The sequence below is a fragment of the Corynebacterium sp. NML180780 genome, assembly GCF_007786415.1.
Taxonomy (GTDB): Bacteria; Actinomycetota; Actinomycetes; order Mycobacteriales; family Mycobacteriaceae; genus Corynebacterium; species Corynebacterium gottingense.
In genome coordinates this window covers 1-18,132 of sequence record NZ_VNKN01000018.1, presented here as the reverse complement: position 1 = coordinate 18,132, position 18,132 = coordinate 1, and the positions used below count along the sequence as shown (strand labels likewise).

19 protein-coding genes are annotated in these 18,132 nt (G+C 66.3%); 9 read left to right on the top strand and 10 right to left on the bottom strand.

Going from position 1 to position 18,132, the window contains the following annotated elements:
- Positions 1–14: 14 nt before the first annotated feature.
- The gene (locus tag FPP74_RS11235; RefSeq protein WP_207758789.1) at positions 15–587 is read right to left on the bottom strand and encodes a peptide deformylase; all 573 of its coding nucleotides are present in this window, start codon (positions 585–587) and stop codon (positions 15–17) included.
- Between the two features lie 16 nt (positions 588–603).
- Between FPP74_RS11235 and FPP74_RS11230 the strand changes: the two genes are divergently transcribed.
- The 3 genes from FPP74_RS11230 (at position 604) to FPP74_RS11215 (ending at position 3,254) form a co-directional block, all read left to right on the top strand.
- On the top strand, positions 604–831 hold the full coding sequence (locus FPP74_RS11230; protein ID WP_244213356.1) for a DUF3263 domain-containing protein: 228 nt from the start codon (positions 604–606) through the stop codon (positions 829–831).
- A gap of 87 nt (positions 832–918) precedes the next feature.
- Positions 919–2,043, top strand: a complete 1,125-nt coding sequence (locus FPP74_RS12320; RefSeq protein WP_186439440.1) for a LytR C-terminal domain-containing protein — start codon at positions 919–921, stop codon at positions 2,041–2,043.
- 74 nt (positions 2,044–2,117) lie between these two features.
- The gene (locus FPP74_RS11215) at positions 2,118–3,254 is read left to right on the top strand and encodes a glutamate--cysteine ligase (RefSeq protein ID WP_144718570.1); all 1,137 of its coding nucleotides are present in this window, start codon (positions 2,118–2,120) and stop codon (positions 3,252–3,254) included.
- Positions 3,255–3,284: 30 nt separating this feature from the next.
- Here FPP74_RS11215 and FPP74_RS11210 read toward each other — a convergent pair whose 3' ends face one another.
- The 7 genes from FPP74_RS11210 to FPP74_RS11180 all read right to left on the bottom strand — a co-directional run bounded on the left by FPP74_RS11210 (position 3,285) and on the right by FPP74_RS11180 (position 11,380).
- Positions 3,285–3,686, bottom strand: coding sequence for a monovalent cation/H(+) antiporter subunit G (locus FPP74_RS11210; protein WP_095554811.1), 402 nt, complete (start codon positions 3,684–3,686; stop codon positions 3,285–3,287).
- Positions 3,683–3,961, bottom strand: coding sequence for a monovalent cation/H+ antiporter complex subunit F (locus FPP74_RS11205; RefSeq protein WP_122085413.1), 279 nt, complete (start codon positions 3,959–3,961; stop codon positions 3,683–3,685). Before FPP74_RS11205 ends, FPP74_RS11210 begins: the two co-directional genes overlap by 4 nt.
- A 4-nt stretch (positions 3,962–3,965) precedes the next feature.
- A complete protein-coding gene (locus FPP74_RS11200; RefSeq protein WP_233127006.1) occupies positions 3,966–4,487 on the bottom strand; it encodes a Na+/H+ antiporter subunit E in 522 nt (173 codons plus the stop codon).
- A complete protein-coding gene (locus FPP74_RS11195; protein WP_144718567.1) occupies positions 4,488–6,338 on the bottom strand; it encodes a Na+/H+ antiporter subunit D in 1,851 nt (616 codons plus the stop codon). It lies immediately after the preceding gene.
- Entirely contained in the window at positions 6,328–6,819 is a 492-nt protein-coding gene (locus FPP74_RS11190) for a Na(+)/H(+) antiporter subunit C (RefSeq protein WP_095536316.1), read from the bottom strand. The genes FPP74_RS11195 and FPP74_RS11190 overlap by 11 nt, the downstream gene beginning before the upstream one ends.
- Positions 6,820–9,807, bottom strand: a complete 2,988-nt coding sequence (locus FPP74_RS11185; protein WP_144718564.1) for a Na+/H+ antiporter subunit A — start codon at positions 9,805–9,807, stop codon at positions 6,820–6,822.
- A 235-nt stretch (positions 9,808–10,042) separates the two neighbouring features.
- Positions 10,043–11,380, bottom strand: a complete 1,338-nt coding sequence (locus tag FPP74_RS11180; protein ID WP_095547816.1) for a dipeptidase — start codon at positions 11,378–11,380, stop codon at positions 10,043–10,045.
- 217 nt (positions 11,381–11,597) lie between these two features.
- Here FPP74_RS11180 and groL point away from each other — a divergent pair, with 217 nt between their 5' ends.
- From groL to ppk2, 4 genes are all read left to right on the top strand, one after another.
- Positions 11,598–13,238: a chaperonin GroEL gene (groL, locus tag FPP74_RS11175; protein ID WP_095536313.1), complete on the top strand. Its 1,641-nt coding sequence runs from the start codon at positions 11,598–11,600 to the stop codon at positions 13,236–13,238.
- Positions 13,239–13,664: 426 nt separating this feature from the next.
- Positions 13,665–13,865, top strand: coding sequence for a hypothetical protein (locus FPP74_RS11170; protein ID WP_095547815.1), 201 nt, complete (start codon positions 13,665–13,667; stop codon positions 13,863–13,865).
- Between the two features lie 83 nt (positions 13,866–13,948).
- Entirely contained in the window at positions 13,949–14,077 is a 129-nt protein-coding gene (locus FPP74_RS12465) for a hypothetical protein (protein ID WP_255456145.1), read from the top strand.
- Between the two features lie 382 nt (positions 14,078–14,459).
- The gene (gene ppk2 / locus FPP74_RS11165; RefSeq protein WP_095275641.1) at positions 14,460–15,359 is read left to right on the top strand and encodes a polyphosphate kinase 2; all 900 of its coding nucleotides are present in this window, start codon (positions 14,460–14,462) and stop codon (positions 15,357–15,359) included.
- A 57-nt stretch (positions 15,360–15,416) separates the two neighbouring features.
- Here the strand turns inward: ppk2 and FPP74_RS11160 are convergent, their stop codons facing one another.
- The gene (locus tag FPP74_RS11160) at positions 15,417–15,860 is read right to left on the bottom strand and encodes a MarR family transcriptional regulator (protein ID WP_095547814.1); all 444 of its coding nucleotides are present in this window, start codon (positions 15,858–15,860) and stop codon (positions 15,417–15,419) included.
- A 93-nt stretch (positions 15,861–15,953) separates the two neighbouring features.
- A complete protein-coding gene (locus tag FPP74_RS11155) occupies positions 15,954–16,247 on the bottom strand; it encodes a rhodanese-like domain-containing protein (protein ID WP_144718561.1) in 294 nt (97 codons plus the stop codon).
- A gap of 27 nt (positions 16,248–16,274) precedes the next feature.
- Here FPP74_RS11155 and FPP74_RS11150 point away from each other — a divergent pair, with 27 nt between their 5' ends.
- Both FPP74_RS11150 and FPP74_RS11145 read left to right on the top strand, forming a co-directional pair.
- On the top strand, positions 16,275–16,952 hold the full coding sequence (locus tag FPP74_RS11150) for a hypothetical protein (protein WP_144718558.1): 678 nt from the start codon (positions 16,275–16,277) through the stop codon (positions 16,950–16,952).
- Between the two features lie 124 nt (positions 16,953–17,076).
- Entirely contained in the window at positions 17,077–17,916 is an 840-nt protein-coding gene (locus tag FPP74_RS11145; protein ID WP_144718555.1) for a hypothetical protein, read from the top strand.
- Positions 17,917–18,132: the final 216 nt, after the last annotated feature.

Here is an 18,132-nt window from a genome sequence, read left to right as displayed (position 1 = left end):
CCTTCCCTCGTGGGCTAGTGGCCGAACGGGTCCTCGTCGGTGCCCGGCAGCCACGTGTTGCCCGGCTCGGTCCAACCATTGGCCTTGATCGCGCGCTTGGCCTCGCGCTTGTAACGGCCGGTCAGTACGTCGGTGTACACCTTACCGTCAAGGTGGCCCACCTCGTGCTGCAAACAGCGAGCGAAGAAACCGGTGCCCTCGATTGCAATCTCGTTGCCGTGCTCGTCCAGGCCCGTGACCTTGGCCCAGTCCGCGCGGCCGGTGGGGAAGCCCTCGCCGGGGACGGAGAGGCAGCCCTCGTCGTCCTCGCCGTCGTCGCGCGGCATGGTCTTGGGGATCTCGCTGGTCTCCAGCACCGGGTTGATCACGGTGCCGCGGCGCATCTCGTCTCCATCCGGGCAGTGGTACACAAACAGGCGCAGGTCAACGCCCACCTGGTTCGCGGCCAGGCCGACGCCGTGCGCGGCGTCCATCGTCTCGTGCATGTCGGCGATGAGCTCCTGCAGCTCCTCCACGGGCTGCTCCACCTTGCGGGTCGGGTTGTGCAGGACAGGGTCGCCGTAAATCACGATGGGTCGAATCGTCATGCCTACTATATTAAGCATGCTCTCGACGCTTTCCGATTCCGACCGCGAACTCCTCGACTTCGAAGCCCACGCGCCCCGCAGCCTGGGCGCGAAGGAGGAAGCGATCCGGCGGGAGCTCGGGCTGAATCCCACCCGGTACTACCAGCGGTTGAACCTGCTGTTGGAGTCGCCGGAGGCGCTCGCGTACGCGCCGCAGCTGGTCCGGCGGCTGCGCGCGGTGCGAGAGACACGCGAGATTGGGTAGCGTTTTATGCTTGACGACGATCAGCGTTCGGCGTGTCACACGCGCACCTCTACCTCAAGTATGGCTTGAGGGTTTAGAGTGGCGCATGTGAATACTGTGAACCCTGGTGATGGACATCGCGGACGAGACGAGTTCCCGCGCGAACGTGACGACTACCGTGGCGCCCACCGGCGCGCCGACGAGCCGGAAGAATACGGTGACGGCTACGCCGACGACAGGTACGTAGACGACCGCTACGCCGACGACCGCTACGCCGACGACAGGTACTACGACACAGCGTACGAGGATGCGGAGTACGTAGAGGCGGAGCCGGTCGAGGCCGAGCTGGTTGATGAGGAAGAAGAGCGCCGCGGGGCGCTGGGCGGATCCACCGTGGCCACGGCCGGCGCTGCGGGCGCAGCTGGTGCGGGTGCAGCTGGTTCGCGCGACGCAGCCGCCGCTGGTTCGCGCGACGCCGGCGCTGACTCGCGCGACGCGGCGGCAGCGGGGCTCCCGAAGCGCGGCCTCGGCATGATCCTGCTTGCAGTCGGCGTGTTGCTCGCGCTGTGGGCCGTCTTCGCGCTGAACAAGGGCGATGACTCGCCGAGCAACACTGCTGAAGAGACCCAGAGCAGCCAGGCAAGCAGCGCCGCGCAGCCCAACGGCGCAGGCGAGAACGGTGCCAACAACGGCGCGGCCGCACCGGCGCCGGGCCAGGAAAACGCGGGCCAGAACGGCGACGCGCAGAACCCGGATGCGCAGAACCCGGACGCCAACACCCCGGACGCACAGAACCCGGGCGCAAACGCCGACGCCAACGCGAATCGCGATGCCGGCGAGGCCGCCCCCGCTGCGCCCGCCGCTCCCGCTAACAACCCGGCCACCCCGGGCCTGACGGCGCAGGACGCGCAGATCTACGTCTTTAACAACTCGGGCGTGCCGGAGCTGGCCAACAAGACGGCCGGCGAGCTGGGCGGCCAGTACCACGTGGCCAACCAGTCGCAGGACCCGGCGGCGATGAATATGCCGGAGCAGACGTTCGGCGTGTTCCCGGAGACGTACGTGTTCTACAACCCGCAGGTGGCGGGGGCCGACCAGGTGGCGGCCGATGTGGCGCAGCGCGTCGGCGGCACGCCGCGTGCGAACAACGACCTGCCGGACGGGGAGACCCAGCTGCCGTCGGAGGCCATCCAGAACCGCAACGCGATTACGGTCGTGCTCGCGGGGCGGTAACGGGGGCGTCGATAAGCAATTGCCCTGAAACAAATTGACGAAGTTTCGGGGCACCCCGACTTACACTTGACCACATGGATCCTTATCGCGATTTTGCTCGATCCGCGGAGCCCACGCTGGGCGTGGAGTGGGAGATTTGCGTCGTCGACCCCGAGACGCGCGACCTCGTTCCGCAAGCCGAAAGGGTCATTGAGCAGGTGGAACGCGAGCACCCGGGGACCCGGCTGGAGCGCGAGTTCCTGCAAAACACCATCGAGCTGGTCACCCCGATCTGCCGCAATACTCGCGAGGCGATGGGTGCGCTCAGCGCCGACCTGGGCAAGATCCGCAGCGCCGCGGAGCAGCATGGCCTCCGGTTGTGGGCGAGCGGCGGTCACCCTTTCTCGGACTTCCACGAGCAGCCGCTCAGCCCCAAGCTGACGTACCAGGAGATCATTAACCGCACGCAGTATTGGGGGCAGCAAATGCTGCTCTGGGGCGTGCACTGCCACGTAGGCATCAGCCACGAGGACCGCGTGTGGCCCATCATCAACGCGATCATGGTGCACTACCCGCACTTGCTGGCTATCTCCGCGTCGAGTCCGGGGTGGGACGGCATTGATACCGGCTACGCCTCAAACCGCACCATGCTCTACCAGCAGCTTCCCACCGCGGGCATGCCGTACCAGTTCCGCGACTGGGACGAGTGGGTCGGCTTCATGCGTGACCAGCAGACCTCCGGCGTGATCAGCCATACTGGAAGCATGCACTTCGACGTCCGCCCGGCCGCCAAGTGGGGCACGATCGAGGTGCGCATTAGCGACGCCCCCTCGAACCTCCGCGAACTCGCCGGAATCGTCGCCCTCACGCACTGCCTCGTGGTGTACTACGACAGGAAGCTGTCCGCAGGCGAAGCGCTGCCGACGCTGCAGCCCTGGCACGTCGCCGAAAACAAGTGGCGCGGCGCCCGCTACGGCATGGAGGCGCTCGTGATTACCAGCCGCGACACCGACGAGCGCTGGGTAAAGGATGAGCTGCGCGACATGCTCGTGGAGCTCGCACCCATCGCGGAGGAGCTTGACTGCGTGGAGGAGCTGGAGCTCGTGCGCGAGATCTTGCGCGACGGGGCGGCCTACCAACGACAGCGGAAAATCTACGAGGCAACCGGGGACTGGAAGCGCGTGGTGGACGCGACCTGCGACGAGATGCAGGAGATGCAGCCGCCTCGGTAGCCTAGAGCGGCGACCTGCCAGCGGCGAGCGCTACTCCGCGGGCGCGTCCGGGTTGACGCGGCGCGGGTGGTAGGCGGCCGGTCGGTCGTTGCGGGTGAGCTGGTCCTCGGAACCGTAGAGCCCTTCGCGCCTGGCCACGCGGCCGAGGCGCTGCGCGGTGACCGGGTTGGTCATCAGCGCGAACAGGACCAGGAGCACCAGGATGCCCAGGTCACCGCGCTCGTGCACGGAGAAGCTGGGGGAGCTGACCAGCCGGATGATGGTGCCCACGAACATGAGCAGGAGACCGGTGGTCTGCGGCTTGGTAATCGCGTGGACCCGGGCCAGGGTGGAGCCGAACCGGACGGCGCCGACCGCCGCCGAGAACACCATGAAGGATCCGGGGAGGATGAAGAGGAGGGAGATGGCGTCGAAAAGCATTGCCCAATTCACAGCGAACCATCCCTCTTGCGGAAGCGGGCGACGGAGATAGAGGCGATGAAGCCGAGCAGCGCGATGACCATCATGACGTTGACCACCGTGGTATCCAGCGTCCAGCACACGTAGAGGGCGAAGGCACACTGGAGGGAGGCGGTGATGGCGTCGTTGCCCAGCAGGCGGTCCATGGAGTCGGGGCCGACGATGACGCGCCAGGCCAGCAGCAGGAAGCCGACGGCGATGAAGACGGCGGCGATGCAGAGGAAGACGTTGTACAGGGTTGGGTCCATGGGGTTAGCTCCTGCTCTCAAAAATGTCGATCATCTGGCGCTCGAGGGCGGCGACGTTATCAATCTCGCGCTGGATGGCGTGCGGGTCGGCGGCGTCGAGGACGTGGATGGTCCACTCGCGGTCGGCGAGGTTGATGTCCGTAATCGAGCCGCCGGGCTGCAGGTTGTACGCGCAGGTGGCCAGGTACAGGACGAACTCGCTGCTCAGCCGCATGGGGACGGTGAGGATGGCGTTCTTCGGTGGCGCGGCGGGGCGCAGCGCCAGCCAGATCACCTTCGCCGACGCGATGAGCAGGTCGCGCAGCCACACCAGCCCGAACAGGACGAGCTTGCCCCACCGGACCTTGTAGCCGGTGTTGGGGATGTGCGGCAGCGGCAGCAGCAGCACGATCAGCAGCGCGAGCCCGAGCCCGGCGGCGACGTTGCCCCAGCTCAGCTCGCCCATCAGCAACACCCACATGAGCGTCAGCCACACCACAAACAGCGGCCGGAACCGGTGCCTGACGCCTTGCATCGTCTCCAGCATCTACTCCTCACCTCCGTTGGGGCTCATGCTTGTCTGCGCCTCCGCACCCGGCGTCGCTTCCTCCGTATCCCCAGCGACGGGCGTGGGCACGGTCTCCGTGGAAACGCCCTCGCCGCCTTCGGGGCTCCGCTGGTCCCGCTCCACGTGGTGGCGGTCCAGGTTGTCGGACGCGCCGTAGTCCGAGTGCGGGGTGGTGAAGCGCTCGGGGCGCCGGGTCGGCTCGTCGCTGTCCGCCCCCACGGGGCCCTCCAGCACCGCGTTGCGGTAGATCGAGCGGTCCTGCGCCGACTCCGCCGCGCGGTCCGTGATGCTGGAGATCGGTCCCGCCAGGAAGGTGATGGACACAGAGGCGGCGACGAGCAGCGCCGTGGAGAGGAGCATGCCCGCGGGCAGGCGGCCGACGTCGTCGCGCTGCTCGAACTGGGTGGTTTCGCCGCGCTCGGCAAGCAGGGATGGCCGCGCCATGGCCACGTTGCCCTCGGGGGCGTCGGCGCGGTCGCGCAGGAAGCCCTTAGACCAGACCAGGATCATGGCGTAGAGGGTGAGCAGCGAGGTTACCACGGCGCCGCCGATGAGGACCCAGGCCAGCCAGGACCCGTCGTCTGCGCCTGCCTGGATGAGCATCACCTTGCCCAGGAAGCCGGAGAACGGCGGGACGCCGCCCAGGTTGAGCGCGGGGATGAAGTACAGGATGGCAATGATCGGGGCCGTGTACAGCAGGGAGCCCAGGCGCCGCAGCTGGGCGGCCCCGGCCTGACGCTCCACCAGGCCGACCACCAGGAACAGGGAGGTCTGCACGAGAATGTGGTGGACCGCGTAGAAGATCGCGCCGGACAGGCCCGTCATGGAGCCGAGCGCGATGCCAAAGATCATGTAGCCGATGTGCGAGACCAGCGTGAACGACAACAGTCGCTTGATGTCGTTCTGGGCAAGCGCGCCCATCACGCCGATGATCATGGTCAGCAGTGCCACCCACATGAGCAGGGTGTCCAGGGTGCCGCCCGTAAACACGGTGGAGCGCATGCGGATGATCGCGTACACGCCCACCTTGGTCAGCAGGCCCGCGAACACGGCGGTGACCAGGGAGGCCGCAGTGGGGTAGGAGTCAGGCAGCCACGCGTCCAGCGGGAACACGGCCGCCTTGATGCCAAACGCAACAAGCAGGGTGGCAAAGATGGCGGCGCGGGTGCCGTCGGGGATCTCCTCCATGCGCATGCCCGCCTGCGCCATGTTTACGGTGCCCACGGCGGAGTAGACCAGGGCCAGGGCGAAAAGGAAGACCATGGACGAGGCCATGGAGACCATCACATAGCCGATGCCGCTGCGCACGCGCCCGGGTGAGGCGCCGAGGGTGAGCAGGACGTACGAGGCGACCAGGAAGATCTCAAACCCGACGTACAGGTTGAACAGGTCGCCGGCCAGGAAGGAGAGGTTCACGCCCATGCACAGGAGCATGTAGACGGGGAGGAAGACGGCGATGGGGTCGTCCTCGCCGCCGTCGCGAAGCCCCTGCGAGATGCCGTACCACATGACGGCGAAGAGCACGGTGGCGGAGACGAACAGCATGATGGTGGACAGCCGGTCCGCCACGAGCGTGATGCCCACGACGGCGTCCCAGCCGCCCATGTGCACGGTCTGGATGCCGTGGACGTCGGCGATGATAATCATGGCGCCGGCGATGAGGGCGAGCGCGAACAGCGTGGTGAGCGCGATGGCGCGCTGCAGCTGGACGTGCTTGCCCGAGACCAGGATGAGCGCCGCCGCGATGGCGGGCAGGATCAGCGGCATCACCGTCAGGTACGGCATGGCGGGCAGCGCCCAGTCGGCGAAGTCGAGGAGACTACTGGTCATTCTCCGCCTCCTTCACGGGTGTCTCGAACGAGCGCGGGCCGAAGGAGTCACCGGACAGGCTCGGCTTGCCGGTCTCCGGGTCGTCGGAGCGGTCGTGGTCCGGCGCGGCTGCGGGCGTGGTCGGCCGCTTGGCAATCGCGCGGTCCTCCTCGTCGCGCTCGATGATGTCGTCGGTGCGGTAGCGGTACTGCCGGTACGCCAGCGCGAGCATGAACGCGCTCATGGCCATGGAGATCACGATCGCGGTGAGGATCATCGCCTGCGCGAGCGGGTCCGCGCTGTCCGCGTACTGCTCGGATTCGCGCCCGAGAATCGGTGGCGAGCCCGCCTGCCCGCCGGACTGCAGCAGCAGGAGGTTCGCCCCGTTGCCAATCAGCAGCACGCCGAGGATCATGCGGGTCATCGCCCGATCCAGCATCATGTACACCCCGCACGCGATAAGCACGCCCGAGCCGATCAGGAGGAAGAGGTTCGCTTCCATCTACTTGCTCCCTTCTTGGGCTTGTTTGCTTATCGACGATCCCGCTCCCCCAGCCGAAGCCCGCTCGGACTCCCTGGCGGCGCGCCGCTGCGCCTGCTGCTGCCGGCGCCGTTTGTTCTTCACTTGCAGCTCACGGGCGCGGTCGCGGGCCCGCTGCTTGCGGGTGTCTTCCTCGCGGTCCAGGTACGCGCCCATGGAGCCGAGGATGTGCAAGGTGAGGCCGACGACGATGGCGTACACGCCGGCGTCGAAAACCAGCGCCGAGGGGACGTCGAACTCGCCGATGAGCGGCAGCGCCAGGGAGGCGTAGCCGGTGGTGAGCGGCGGGTTGCCAAAGAAGAGCGGTACCACCACGCACGCGGCGGAGAGGAGGATGCCCGTGCCCAGGATTTTCGCGGGGTCGACCGGCAGCGCCTCGTCGATCTCCGCGCGGCCGCCCGCCAGGTAGCGCAGCGTGAACGCGAGCGCGGCAACCAGGCCGCCCGCAAAGCCGCCGCCGGGGGCGTTGTGGCCGGAGAAGAAGAAGTAGAAGGACAGGAGCATGATCGACGGGAAGAGGATGCGCGTGACCACATCGACCATGATGGAGCGGTTCTGCGCCGTCTCCGAGTCCACGCCCGAGGCGAGCCAGCGGGGCTTGTTGGTGGACAGGGTGGGGCGCCGGGACTCGCGCCCAAACGTGCCCGTGCCGAAGATGAGGCTGGCCACGCCGGTGGCGGCGATGACCAAGACCAGGATCTCGCCAAAGGTGTCGGCGGCGCGCAGGTCCACGAGCAGCACGTTGACGGTGTTGCGGCCGTGGCCGATCTCGTACGCCAGGTCCGGCATGTACTTGGACACCGGGTCCTGCACGCGCGCCGACATCGCCGTCATGGCCACGATCACCACGGAGAGGCCCGTGCCGATGGAGAGCCAGGCGCGCAGCCGGTTGTCATCGTTGCGCGGCTCCACCTCCGTGGGCATCTTGCGCAGGACCAGCATGAATACCACCATGACGATGGTCTCCACCAGGGCCTGCGTGAGCGCGAGGTCCGGGGCGCCGTGCAGCGCAAAGATGAACGCGAGCGAGTAGCCGGTGAGACCGACCATGACCACGCCGGAGAGGCGGTTGCGCTGCAGCGTGGCAAAGATCGCCATGGCGCACAGGATGCAGACCACAAGGCCCTGCCACGGGTTGTCCCACAGCAACATGTGGATGTCGTTGCTCTGCCCCAGAATCAGCGCGGCGAGCGGGACCACCATGAGCGTGGCAAAGATGACCGCCAGGTTGATGGTCAGCGAGCCTCGCTGCGTGGACGCCGTGAGCTTGAGCGACGCGTTGCGGAGCTGGTGGAGGATGAGATCCCAGATCTCGTCGGCGTCGCCAAGCGCCGGCTTGTCAAAGCGGACCCTGCGGATCAGGTCGCGCTGCCAGAACAGCACGGTGCCGGCCACGACGATCACCACGGTGAGGACGAGCGGGGTGGTGATGCCGTGCCACAGCTTCAACGGCGCGCCCTCGACGTGCGGGAAGCGGACGTCCAGGTAGGAGTTGATGGCGTTGGACAGCCAAGCGGGCAGGAGCCCGAACGCGATGGTGGCCAGCGTGAGCATCGCCGGGGAGGCGGACAGGAGCGGGCCGATGTGGTGCATCTTTGCCACGGCGGGGGAGACGCCGGTTTCGCGGTGCTGCGCCTTCGTGGCGAACGCGCCCCACAGGAAGTACAGGGAGTAGCCCATTGTCAGGATGGAGCCGACCACCAGCACGACCAGCGTGATGTGGCCCGGCATGCCGTGCAGCGACTCCTCGTGCAGGATCGCCTCCAGCGCCGACTCCTTGGCAATGAATCCGAACAGCGGGGGCAGGCCCGCCATCGACGCCGCCGACACGACCGCCAGGAACGCGACGAACGGTTCCTTGCGACCCAGGCCGGAGAGCTCACGGATGTCGCGGGTGCCGGTGGTGTGGTCGATGGCGCCGACGATCATGAACAGCGTCGCCTTGAACATGGAGTGCGCGAACGTGATGGCCAGGCCCGCCATCGTCGCCTCGCGCGAGCCCACACCGATCACCGCGGTGATAAACCCCAGCTGGGAGACCGTTCCGTACGCCAGGATGAGCTTGAGGTCGCGCTGCCTCAGCGCCATCCACCCGCCGAGCAGCATGGTGAACAGGCCGGTGGAGATGACCACCAGGTGCCAGGTGCTCACGGCCGCCATATCCGGCGCCAGGCGGGCGACCAGGTAGATGCCCGCCTTCACCATCGCCGCCGAGTGCAGGTAGGCGGACACCGGGGTGGGCGCGGCCATCGCGCCGGGTAGCCAGAAGTGCCACGGGGCTTGGGCCGACTTGGTCAGCGCGCCGAGCATTATGAGCACGATCGCCGCGGAAATCGCGGGCGTGTTCTGGATGTCTGCAAACTGCGGGATCTGGCTGAGCTTCCAAATGCCCGCGTTGAACCCGAGCAGGTTGATGCCCACCAGCATGGCCAGCCCGCCCATGGTGGTGATCATGAGCGCCTGGATCGCGGCCCTGCGTGACGACGCCCGCTCGCCGTAGTACGAGACGAGCAGGTAGGACAGGATGGACGTCAACTCCCAGAACACGTACATGAGCAGGAAGTTGTCAGAGATGACCAGGCCGTACATGACGGTGGCGAACATGGTGAGCTCGCCGCCGAACTTGGCCAGCCGGCGCGGGTTGGAGTCGAAGTAGCCCCAGCAGTACAGCAGGACGAGGGCGCCGACGCCCAGGATGATCAGGGAGAACAACCCGGCCAGGGGGTCGAGGCGGAACTCCAGGTTGAGGTTGACGGAGGGCATCCAGGCGTAGCTGGCAACGATCTCGCCTTCGTCGGTAAAGATGCCCCGCTGGAACAGGCTGGCCATCCAGATGAAGCCGCCGAGTGGGACCGTGGCGAGCATGCCGAACGCTGCCCGGCCGCACAACCTGATGAGTGGGGGTGCGGCAATCGTCGCGATGATGAGCGCGGCGAGCAGCGTGAGCAAAGTGCGGACCCCTCCTTGGGCATGTACGGATCGAGTTCTCTTACCGAGCCCAACAAGCCCAACAAAGCGGCCCAAGGAGGCACAGAGCGGCCATGAATTGGAAACTCGTGCGAGAGCGTGGGGCGCGTCGAAAAGAATAGGCGCGGCCAATGCGTCCAACTGTACCGATTAGATAACTATTTCGCTACCGAATTGTGGCCGCATCGTGACCGCGCCCTGAGCGGCCGAGGGTGGCTTACTTGCCGTACTGGCGGAGGAAGCTGGCCTCGGCGACGGCGATGCGCTCGATCTCGGTCGGGTCGACGGACTCGTCCACGCCATGGATGCCGCAGGCGGGTTCCTCAACGCCGTAGAGGGCGATCTCAGCATCCGGGAACTGCTCCTGCAGCGTGTTGGTCAGCGGGATGGAGCCACCCGAACCGATGAGGGTGAGCTTGTCGGTGCCGTACGCCTCGCGCAGGCACTCGCCGAGCTTCGCGGCGGCTGGGCGCTCCGGGTCGGTGGCAAACGGCGCGTTGACGCCGCTGATTTCCACGGTCACCTTGGCGCCCCAGGGGGTGTGGGCCTTGATGTGCTCCTCCATCTTCTGTGCGATCTCGGCGGCGTCTTGACCGGCCGGGACGCGTAGGTTGAACTGGGCCTCGGCGCGCGGGTTGACCGCGTTGACCGCCTCGGCGACTGGGGTGGAGGTAAAGCCGATCATGGTGACGGCCGGGCGTGCCCAGCACATGTCGGCGGGGTCGTCGTCGACGGTGCCGAGGAGCTGGACGCCGTCGAGGACGCCCGCGTCGGTGCGGAAGGTGTCGCGCTCGTAGGCGTCGCCGGTCCACTTGGCGGTGGTGTCGACGCCGTCGATGGTGGTGCGCCCGTGCTCGTCGAAAAGCGAATCGGCGATGCGGATCAGGGCGTGGGCCGCGTCGGGGGCGGCGCCGCCGAAGCTGCCGGAGTGGATCGCGCCCTCGAGGGTTTCCACGGTGACCTTCACCTGGGCGCCGCCGCGCAGGGAGGTGGTCAGGGTGGGCTCGCCCACGGCGGCGTTGCCGGAGTCGGCGATGAGGATCGCGTCGGCGCGGAAGATCTCCGGCTCAGCCTCGATGAGCTTGCCCAGGCCGTCGTCGCCGCCGAGCTCCTCGGAGCCCTCGACGACCACCTTCAGGCCCAGGTCGGTGCCGCCGGCGGCCTCGACTAGGCGCAGCGCCTCGAGGTGCATGGCCAGGTTGCCCTTGCAGTCGGCGGCGCCGCGGCCGTACCAGCGGCCGTCGCGCTCGGTGAGCTCGAACGGGTCATTGGTCCACACGGACGGGTCGCCCGCCGGGACGACATCGTAGTGGGAGTAGAGGAGGACGGTTGGGGCGTCGCCCGCCGGTTCCTTGACGGCGACGATGGTGTCCGCGTTGTCCACGGTGGCGTGGCGGGTCACGTTCAGGCCCAGGCCCTCGAGGGCGGAGACGGTCCAGGCGCAGGCGGCCTCGTGCTGGTCGGCCAGCTCCGGGGTGGAGTGCGGGGAGTTAAAAGAGACCAGTTTGGCCAGGTCGGCGAAGATGCGTGTGCGGTCCGGTGTGAATTCACTCATGGGGGCGACGCTACCATTGGGGAAACGGTGGGCGTCGATAAGCAAATGGTGCTTGCACTCGCTGGGGGTGAGTGCTAAAAATGGGTCCTAGCACTCGGAGACGCCAAGTGCTAAGCGGGTGAGGCTGCACCACTCAGCAGCCGTGCCGTCGCGGGCGCCTGCTTGAACCGACGAATTGAGTACTCGTTCCACAATAAATAAGGAGCAACAAACTCACATGGCAAAGACCATTGCATTCGACGAGGAAGCACGCCGCAGCCTCGAAAACGGCCTGAACACCCTGGCAGACGCCGTGAAGGTGACGCTTGGCCCGAAGGGTCGCAACGTCGTCCTGGAGAAGTCCTGGGGCGCGCCGACCATTACCAACGATGGCGTGACCATCGCGAAGGAAATCGAGCTCGAGGACCCGTACGAGAAGATCGGCGCCGAGCTGGTGAAGGAAGTTGCCAAGAAGACTGATGACGTCGCTGGCGACGGCACCACCACCGCAACCGTCCTGGCCCAGGCGCTCGTGCGCGAGGGCCTGCGCAACGTTGCGGCCGGCTCCAACCCGATGGGCATCAAGCGCGGCATCCAGGCCGCGACCGACAAGGTGTCCAAGCACCTGCTCGACTCCGCGAAGGAAGTGGAGACCCAGGAGCAGATCGCTTCCACCGCCGGCATCTCCGCCTCCGACCCGGAGATTGGCAAGAAGATCGCCGAGGCGATGTACGCGGTTGGCAACGGCACCGTGAACAAGGAGTCCGTCATCACGGTCGAGGAGTCCAACACCTTCGGTGTTGAGCTCGAGGTGACCGAGGGCATGCGCTTTGACAAGGGCTTCATCTCCGCCTACTTCGCCACCGACATGGAGCGCGGCGAGGCCGTGCTGGAAGACCCGTACATCCTGCTGGTCTCCGGCAAGATCTCCAACGTCAAGGAGCTCGTCCCGGTTCTGGAGCAGGTCATGCAGTCGGGCAAGCCGCTGCTCATCGTCGCCGAGGACGTCGAGGGCGAGGCCCTGTCCACCCTCGTGGTGAACAAGATCCGCGGCACCTTCAAGTCCGTCGCCGTGAAGGCACCGGGCTTTGGCGACCGCCGCAAGGCGATGCTGCAGGACCTGGCTATCCTCACCGGCGGCCAGGTCATCTCCGAGGAGGTCGGCCTGTCCCTGGAGACCGCCGGCATCGAGCTGCTCGGCCAGGCACGCAAGGCCGTCATTACGAAGGACGAGACCACCCTGGTCCAGGGCGCTGGCGACCAGGCCCAGATTGAGGGCCGCGTCAAGCAGATCCGCGCCGAGATCGAGCACTCTGACTCCGACTACGACCGCGAGAAGCTGCAGGAGCGCCTGGCCAAGCTGGCTGGCGGCGTTGCGGTGATCAAGGTCGGTGCCGCCACCGAGGTGGAGCTGAAGGAGCAGAAGATGCGCATCGAGGATGCGGTGCGCAACGCGAAGGCTGCTGTGGAGGAGGGCATCGTCGCCGGCGGTGGCGTGGCACTCCTGCAGGCCGCCAAGGAGCTCGAGGGCGACCTGGAGCTGACCGGCGACGAGGCTACGGGCGTGAAGATCGTCCGCGAGGCACTCTCCGCCCCGCTGAAGCAGATCGCCCACAACGCAGGCCTGGAGCCGGGCGTTGTTGCGGACAAGGTTGCCAACCTCCCCGCGGGCCAGGGCCTGAACGCCGCGACCGGCGAGTACGTTGACATGCTCTCCGAGGGCATCAACGACCCGGCTAAGGTGACCCGCTCCGCGCTGCAGAACGCCGCGTCCATCGCTGGTCTGTTCCTGACCACCGAGGCTGTCGTTGCTGACAAGCCGGAGCCGGCTGGCGCCGCAGGTGCCGGCATGGACCCGGAGGCCATGGGTATGATGTAGGCCCGTTTGCGCCCGAAACGCCCCAAGTAGCCCCGCGCTGCTTGGGGCGTTTTGCTGTCTCCCTCGGCCCCCTTCCAGCCCGTATACCCCCGGATGTGGGGAAATGTCCGGCTCTGTGGGGCATTGCTTATCGACGCCACCGCAACCCCCGTTACGCCGCCCCGCCGGAGTTAAGAGACAGTTAACTTAGTAGCACCATAACAAAGCTGTAACGGCGCAGGTTGGTGGTGAACCTTGGAATAAGGTTGCGTTTGGGTGAACAAACTCTCAAATGGGGGCCGAGTTTGGCGGGGAGAAAGTTTCGCTGGAACACTTGCGAGCTCACAATGCTGTGGCAAAATACTTCGTGTGATGCCCCACGGAGGGTGTCAGGACACTGTCAATCTAGAGCCAGACATTCTGGCACCTATACGTAAGGGGAAAACAATGGGTGACCTCTCTGCCATCATCGACATGCTGAAGGACTTCAGCAAGTTCGGTAAGAACATCGTCGAGCTGTTCCGCGGCATCCCGGATCTGTTCATCAACCTGGGTTCCCTGGGTGACAAGGAGACCGGTTTTGACAAGGTTTCCCCGGATAACCCGGACAAGGATGTCTGGGAATGGAAGGGCCCGAAGTCTAAGTAGGACTTCCATGCGTGCCTTCCGAGGTGCGTTCCAGAGATACAACACCGATAACCGGACTCAAACTTTTCTAAAAGGAGAACACCATGCAGGCTCTGAACAACTGGGCATTCCTTTCTTCTGACCACCACGTCGCTGGCGCGCTGCTCGGCGTGCTGAAGCAGGTCGCTGGCCTGGCTGGCAACCTGGCTGAGCTGCTCGGCCTTGTCGCGTAAGACAAACCGCCTGACAACCCCGCCGTTGCGCGGGGTTGTTTTGCGTTTAAGGCGTCTCTTTGGTCGCGTGCGCGGAACAGGCGAAGCCCCGCTAGAGCTGGAGGCCCCGCGCGCCGAGGCGATGCGCCCGGCGGCTGGGCGGGCGAAGACTTCAAAGCCGGAGCCGGAAGCAACTCAGCCGGCCAAGGATCCCAGCGCGCTCGCATCCGAGGAGAAGCTGGTCGCTCCGGTGCCGGAATCGATTCGGAAGGCCCCGGACCCGAAGCCCGCGGCGAAGGCCCACAACGCACACCAGGCGGACACCCCGGCGAAACTGACCTCCGATTCCACCTCTCAATCTTCCATCGAACACAAACCCCAGACGGGCGGTAAACTTAAGGACATGGCTGACCACAAGGATGATGAACTCCCTTTGATCGACCTGGCAGAGGTCGAGGGCTGGGTTGTTGACGATACTGATGAAGACGATCCGGTGCTCATGATGCCGGACGGCACGCCGATTCAGACCTGGCGTGAGAATTACCCGTACGACGAGCGCCTGAGCCGCGCGGAGTACGAGAAGGAAAAGCGCGCGCTGCAGATCGAGCTGCTGAAGTGGCAGAACTGGACCAAGGATACGGGCCAGCGCCACATCATCCTCTTCGAGGGACGCGACGCCGCCGGCAAGGGCGGCACCATCAAGCGCTTCAACGAGCATCTCAACCCGCGTGGTGCCCGTACGGTTGCGCTGGAGAAGCCCAGCCCGCGCGAGTCCACCTCGTGGTACTTCCAGCGCTACATTGAGCACTTCCCGTCCGCGGGCGAGATCGTGTTCTTTGACCGCTCCTGGTACAACCGCTCGGGCGTCGAGCGCGTCATGGGCTTCTGCACCGAGTCGCAGCACGCGGAGTTCCTCCGTGAGGTTCCGATGCTGGAGAACATGATCCTGGGCTCCGGCATCTCGCTGACCAAGTTCTGGTTCTCCGTGACCCAGCGCGAGCAGCGCACCCGCTTTGCCATCCGCCAGGTGGACCCGGTCCGCCAATGGAAGCTGTCCCCGATGGACCTGGCCTCGCTGGACAAGTGGGACGACTACACCCGCGCCAAGGAGGAGCAGTTCCGCTACACCGATACGGACGAGTCCCCGTGGGTGACCATCAAGTCCAACGACAAGAAGCGCGCCCGCCTCAACGCGATGCGCTACATCCTGTCCAAGTTCGAGTACACGAACAAGGACCACGAGCTCGTCGGCGAGCCGGACCCGCTGATTGTCAAGCGCGGCCGCGACCAGATCGGCGACTAAGCTCGCGCCTCATTGCCCGGTCCCCACGGGGGCCGGGCTTTTCGCTTATCGACGCTCCTACTGGTCCTCGTCCTGCAGAATCGCCTTCGACAGCTTCTTCAGGCTCTTGAGCTGCTTGGCGCTGGACGCGTCGAGGGCGCGGTCCTCGGCATCGGCGACCTCCTCGGCGAGCGTCCCCAACGCCTTGGAGCCCTTCTTGGTCGCGGTGACGATCTGGCGGCGCCGGTCCTTCGGGTCGCGGTCGCGCTTGACCCAGCCCAGGTTCTCCAGCGAATCGACGAGGCGGACCATGTCGGAGGCGTCGACAGCCAGCAGGCTGGACAGCTGCGACTGCGACAGTGCAGTGTTGTCAACGCAGGTGAGTACCCAAAAGCCGCGCATGCTCACGTCGTGCTTGAACAGGGTGCGCTCCACCTCTTCCTTGGTGTGGCGGCGGACCCGCTCGATCTGGAAGGACGGGGACTTGGTGAGTGCATTGGGGAGCTCGTCGTGCGTTGCCATGCCCACATCATACGGTTAGTTGGCTAATTCAATCAATTACAGTTGCGCGGAAAACTGCCCCCGCCGGGCGGTGTGTTTTGCCGGGGTAGGCGGCTATTCCGCGGGGAGGTCGGCGGCGAGCCAGGCGTCTGTGCCACCGGCGACGTTGATGACGTTGTCCCAACCGCGGGCCTGCTCAAGGTACTCGGCGGCGTGGGCTGAGCGGCCGCCGGACTTGCAGATGACGTAGATGTCCTGGTCCGGGTCGATCTTGTCTGCCAGGCCGACAAAGTTGGACAGCGGAAGATTGACGGCGCCCGCGGCGTGGGCGATGGCGAACTCGTCGGGCTCGCGGACGTCGATAAGCTGTGCTCCCTGCGGTACTTCTGTGACATTGACTGTTTTCATAGGGCCGATCCTATACGCTATTGCGCCATGGGATCCCGGAGACCGCGTCGCCCGCAGTGGGTGTATTGGGTGCGGCGCGCGATGGTGCTTGCGGTGCTGGTGGCGGTGTTAGCGCTGCCGGTGGTGTTGCTGAGCCGGTGTGGGGGAGGGGAGCCGGGTGAGGCGGGCCCGATTGGGCAGTCGCGGCCGGTGGAGATGGCGGTGCCGCAGATAGGCTTGCGCGCCGAGTTTGAGGAGGGGGATTGCCGGGTGAAGGACGGCGCGATCAATCCGGCGTCGATGGGCAAAGCGTGCGCGTACACGGCGGAGGGGAAGCCGTATCAGCTCCCGGGCCCGGGTGCTGGCGACGTTGTCGTGGTGGCGGGGCATACTGGCGCGGCGGTGCGCGGTGTGTTTGACGGGCTGTACGACGCGCGCGCGAATGCGCACAACGTGCGCGAGGGGGACACGCTTTACCTGCGCACGCAGGATTCGCGCGCGGCGGGCAAGTGGTTGGAGTACCGCGCGACGGACCTGCACGATCCCAAGAAGGAGGGGCTGGCTGACGACGCCTCCGTGTGGGGCACCGAGCCGATGCCCGGTCGCCTCCTCACCATCTCTTGCATCCAGCCGGTGAACCCACTCGCCGCGGCGGTACGCAATGCGGTGGTTGGGTGGCAGTTTGTGGGCGTGGTGGACGACGCGACGGTGGACGCCGCCGGGTAGCCAGCGCCTCCGCGCGACAATCGTTGCCAATGTGTTACGTGTGACTCCTGGGAAAACGCGCCACCTCTGTGTAAAGTCTAAAGGTGAACTTGAGAGTGACCCTTGCTCGAGACAGGAGACCACCATGAACCGCACTTCCCTCGCCGTCGCCTTTGCCGGTGCGCTCACGCTCACCGCGGCCCCGCTCGCCAGCGCGCAGGACCTCCCCGCCGAGGTGACGGACGCCCTCGGCGCCACCTACTTCCTCAACCAGGCAGGGGACCACTACGTGTCCGACGCCAACCTCGTCGCCACCCCCTACGCGCAGCTGAGCGCCGACGACCAGGAGCGCGCGGTCGACGTGACCAGGGCAGCGGTCGCAGGGCTTATCGACGCCCCCGCGCCCGCCCCCTCCGCCCCGGCTGCTCCCGCCGACGCGCCGGAGAGCCAGCAGGGCGACCAGCCTGCCACTCCGGTGCAGCCCGACGCGGACCAAGCTCCGGCGGAGAAGATGCTCGACGCGGACGCGGTGGACCCGAACAACCCGGCGCCAGTTGCCGGCGGATTGGTCGCGCTCCCGTCTGTGCTGAATGTGGACGGGCAGACCTACTACCTGAACAAGGACGGTGCCACCTACGTTGCTGACGTGGCCCGTGTCGCCGAAACCCCGACGCAGGAGGAGGCGGAAGCCGCGGCGCAGCTGGTGACGGACAACGCTGGTGTGATCCGCGAGCAGGGCCTGGAGGAGGCCCGGGCCGGGGGTAAGGCCGAGCAGGCCGACGGTGGGGCAGCACCCGCTGTGGAAGTGCAGCAGCAGGCCGCGCCCGTGACCGCAGATGCTGTCGCCGGCGCGACCGAGGTGCAGGCCCGCGGCATGGCTGCCGAGACCGGCTCCAACACAGTGGCTCGCGCGCTCGTGGCGCTGTTGATCGCCTCCGCGGTTGGCGCTGCGGTTTTTGTGGTGGGACGCCGCTACCTGGTGTAGCTCTGTGGAAGCCGCCGGCTGAATCGTCGGCTTGGGCGCTCGCTTGATGTGCGGGCGCCCCTTTTTTTGTGCCCTACCTCCTGGCTTTCGGGTTAAGCGACAAAATGTGTGCTTTTCTCGGCGTGTCGACTTAAGCGACAAAATGTGTGCTTTTTTGGGGGTGGGATGGGTGGTTTTTGGGTGTGTTGTGCTGGGGTTATGTTCGTCCTGCCCAGC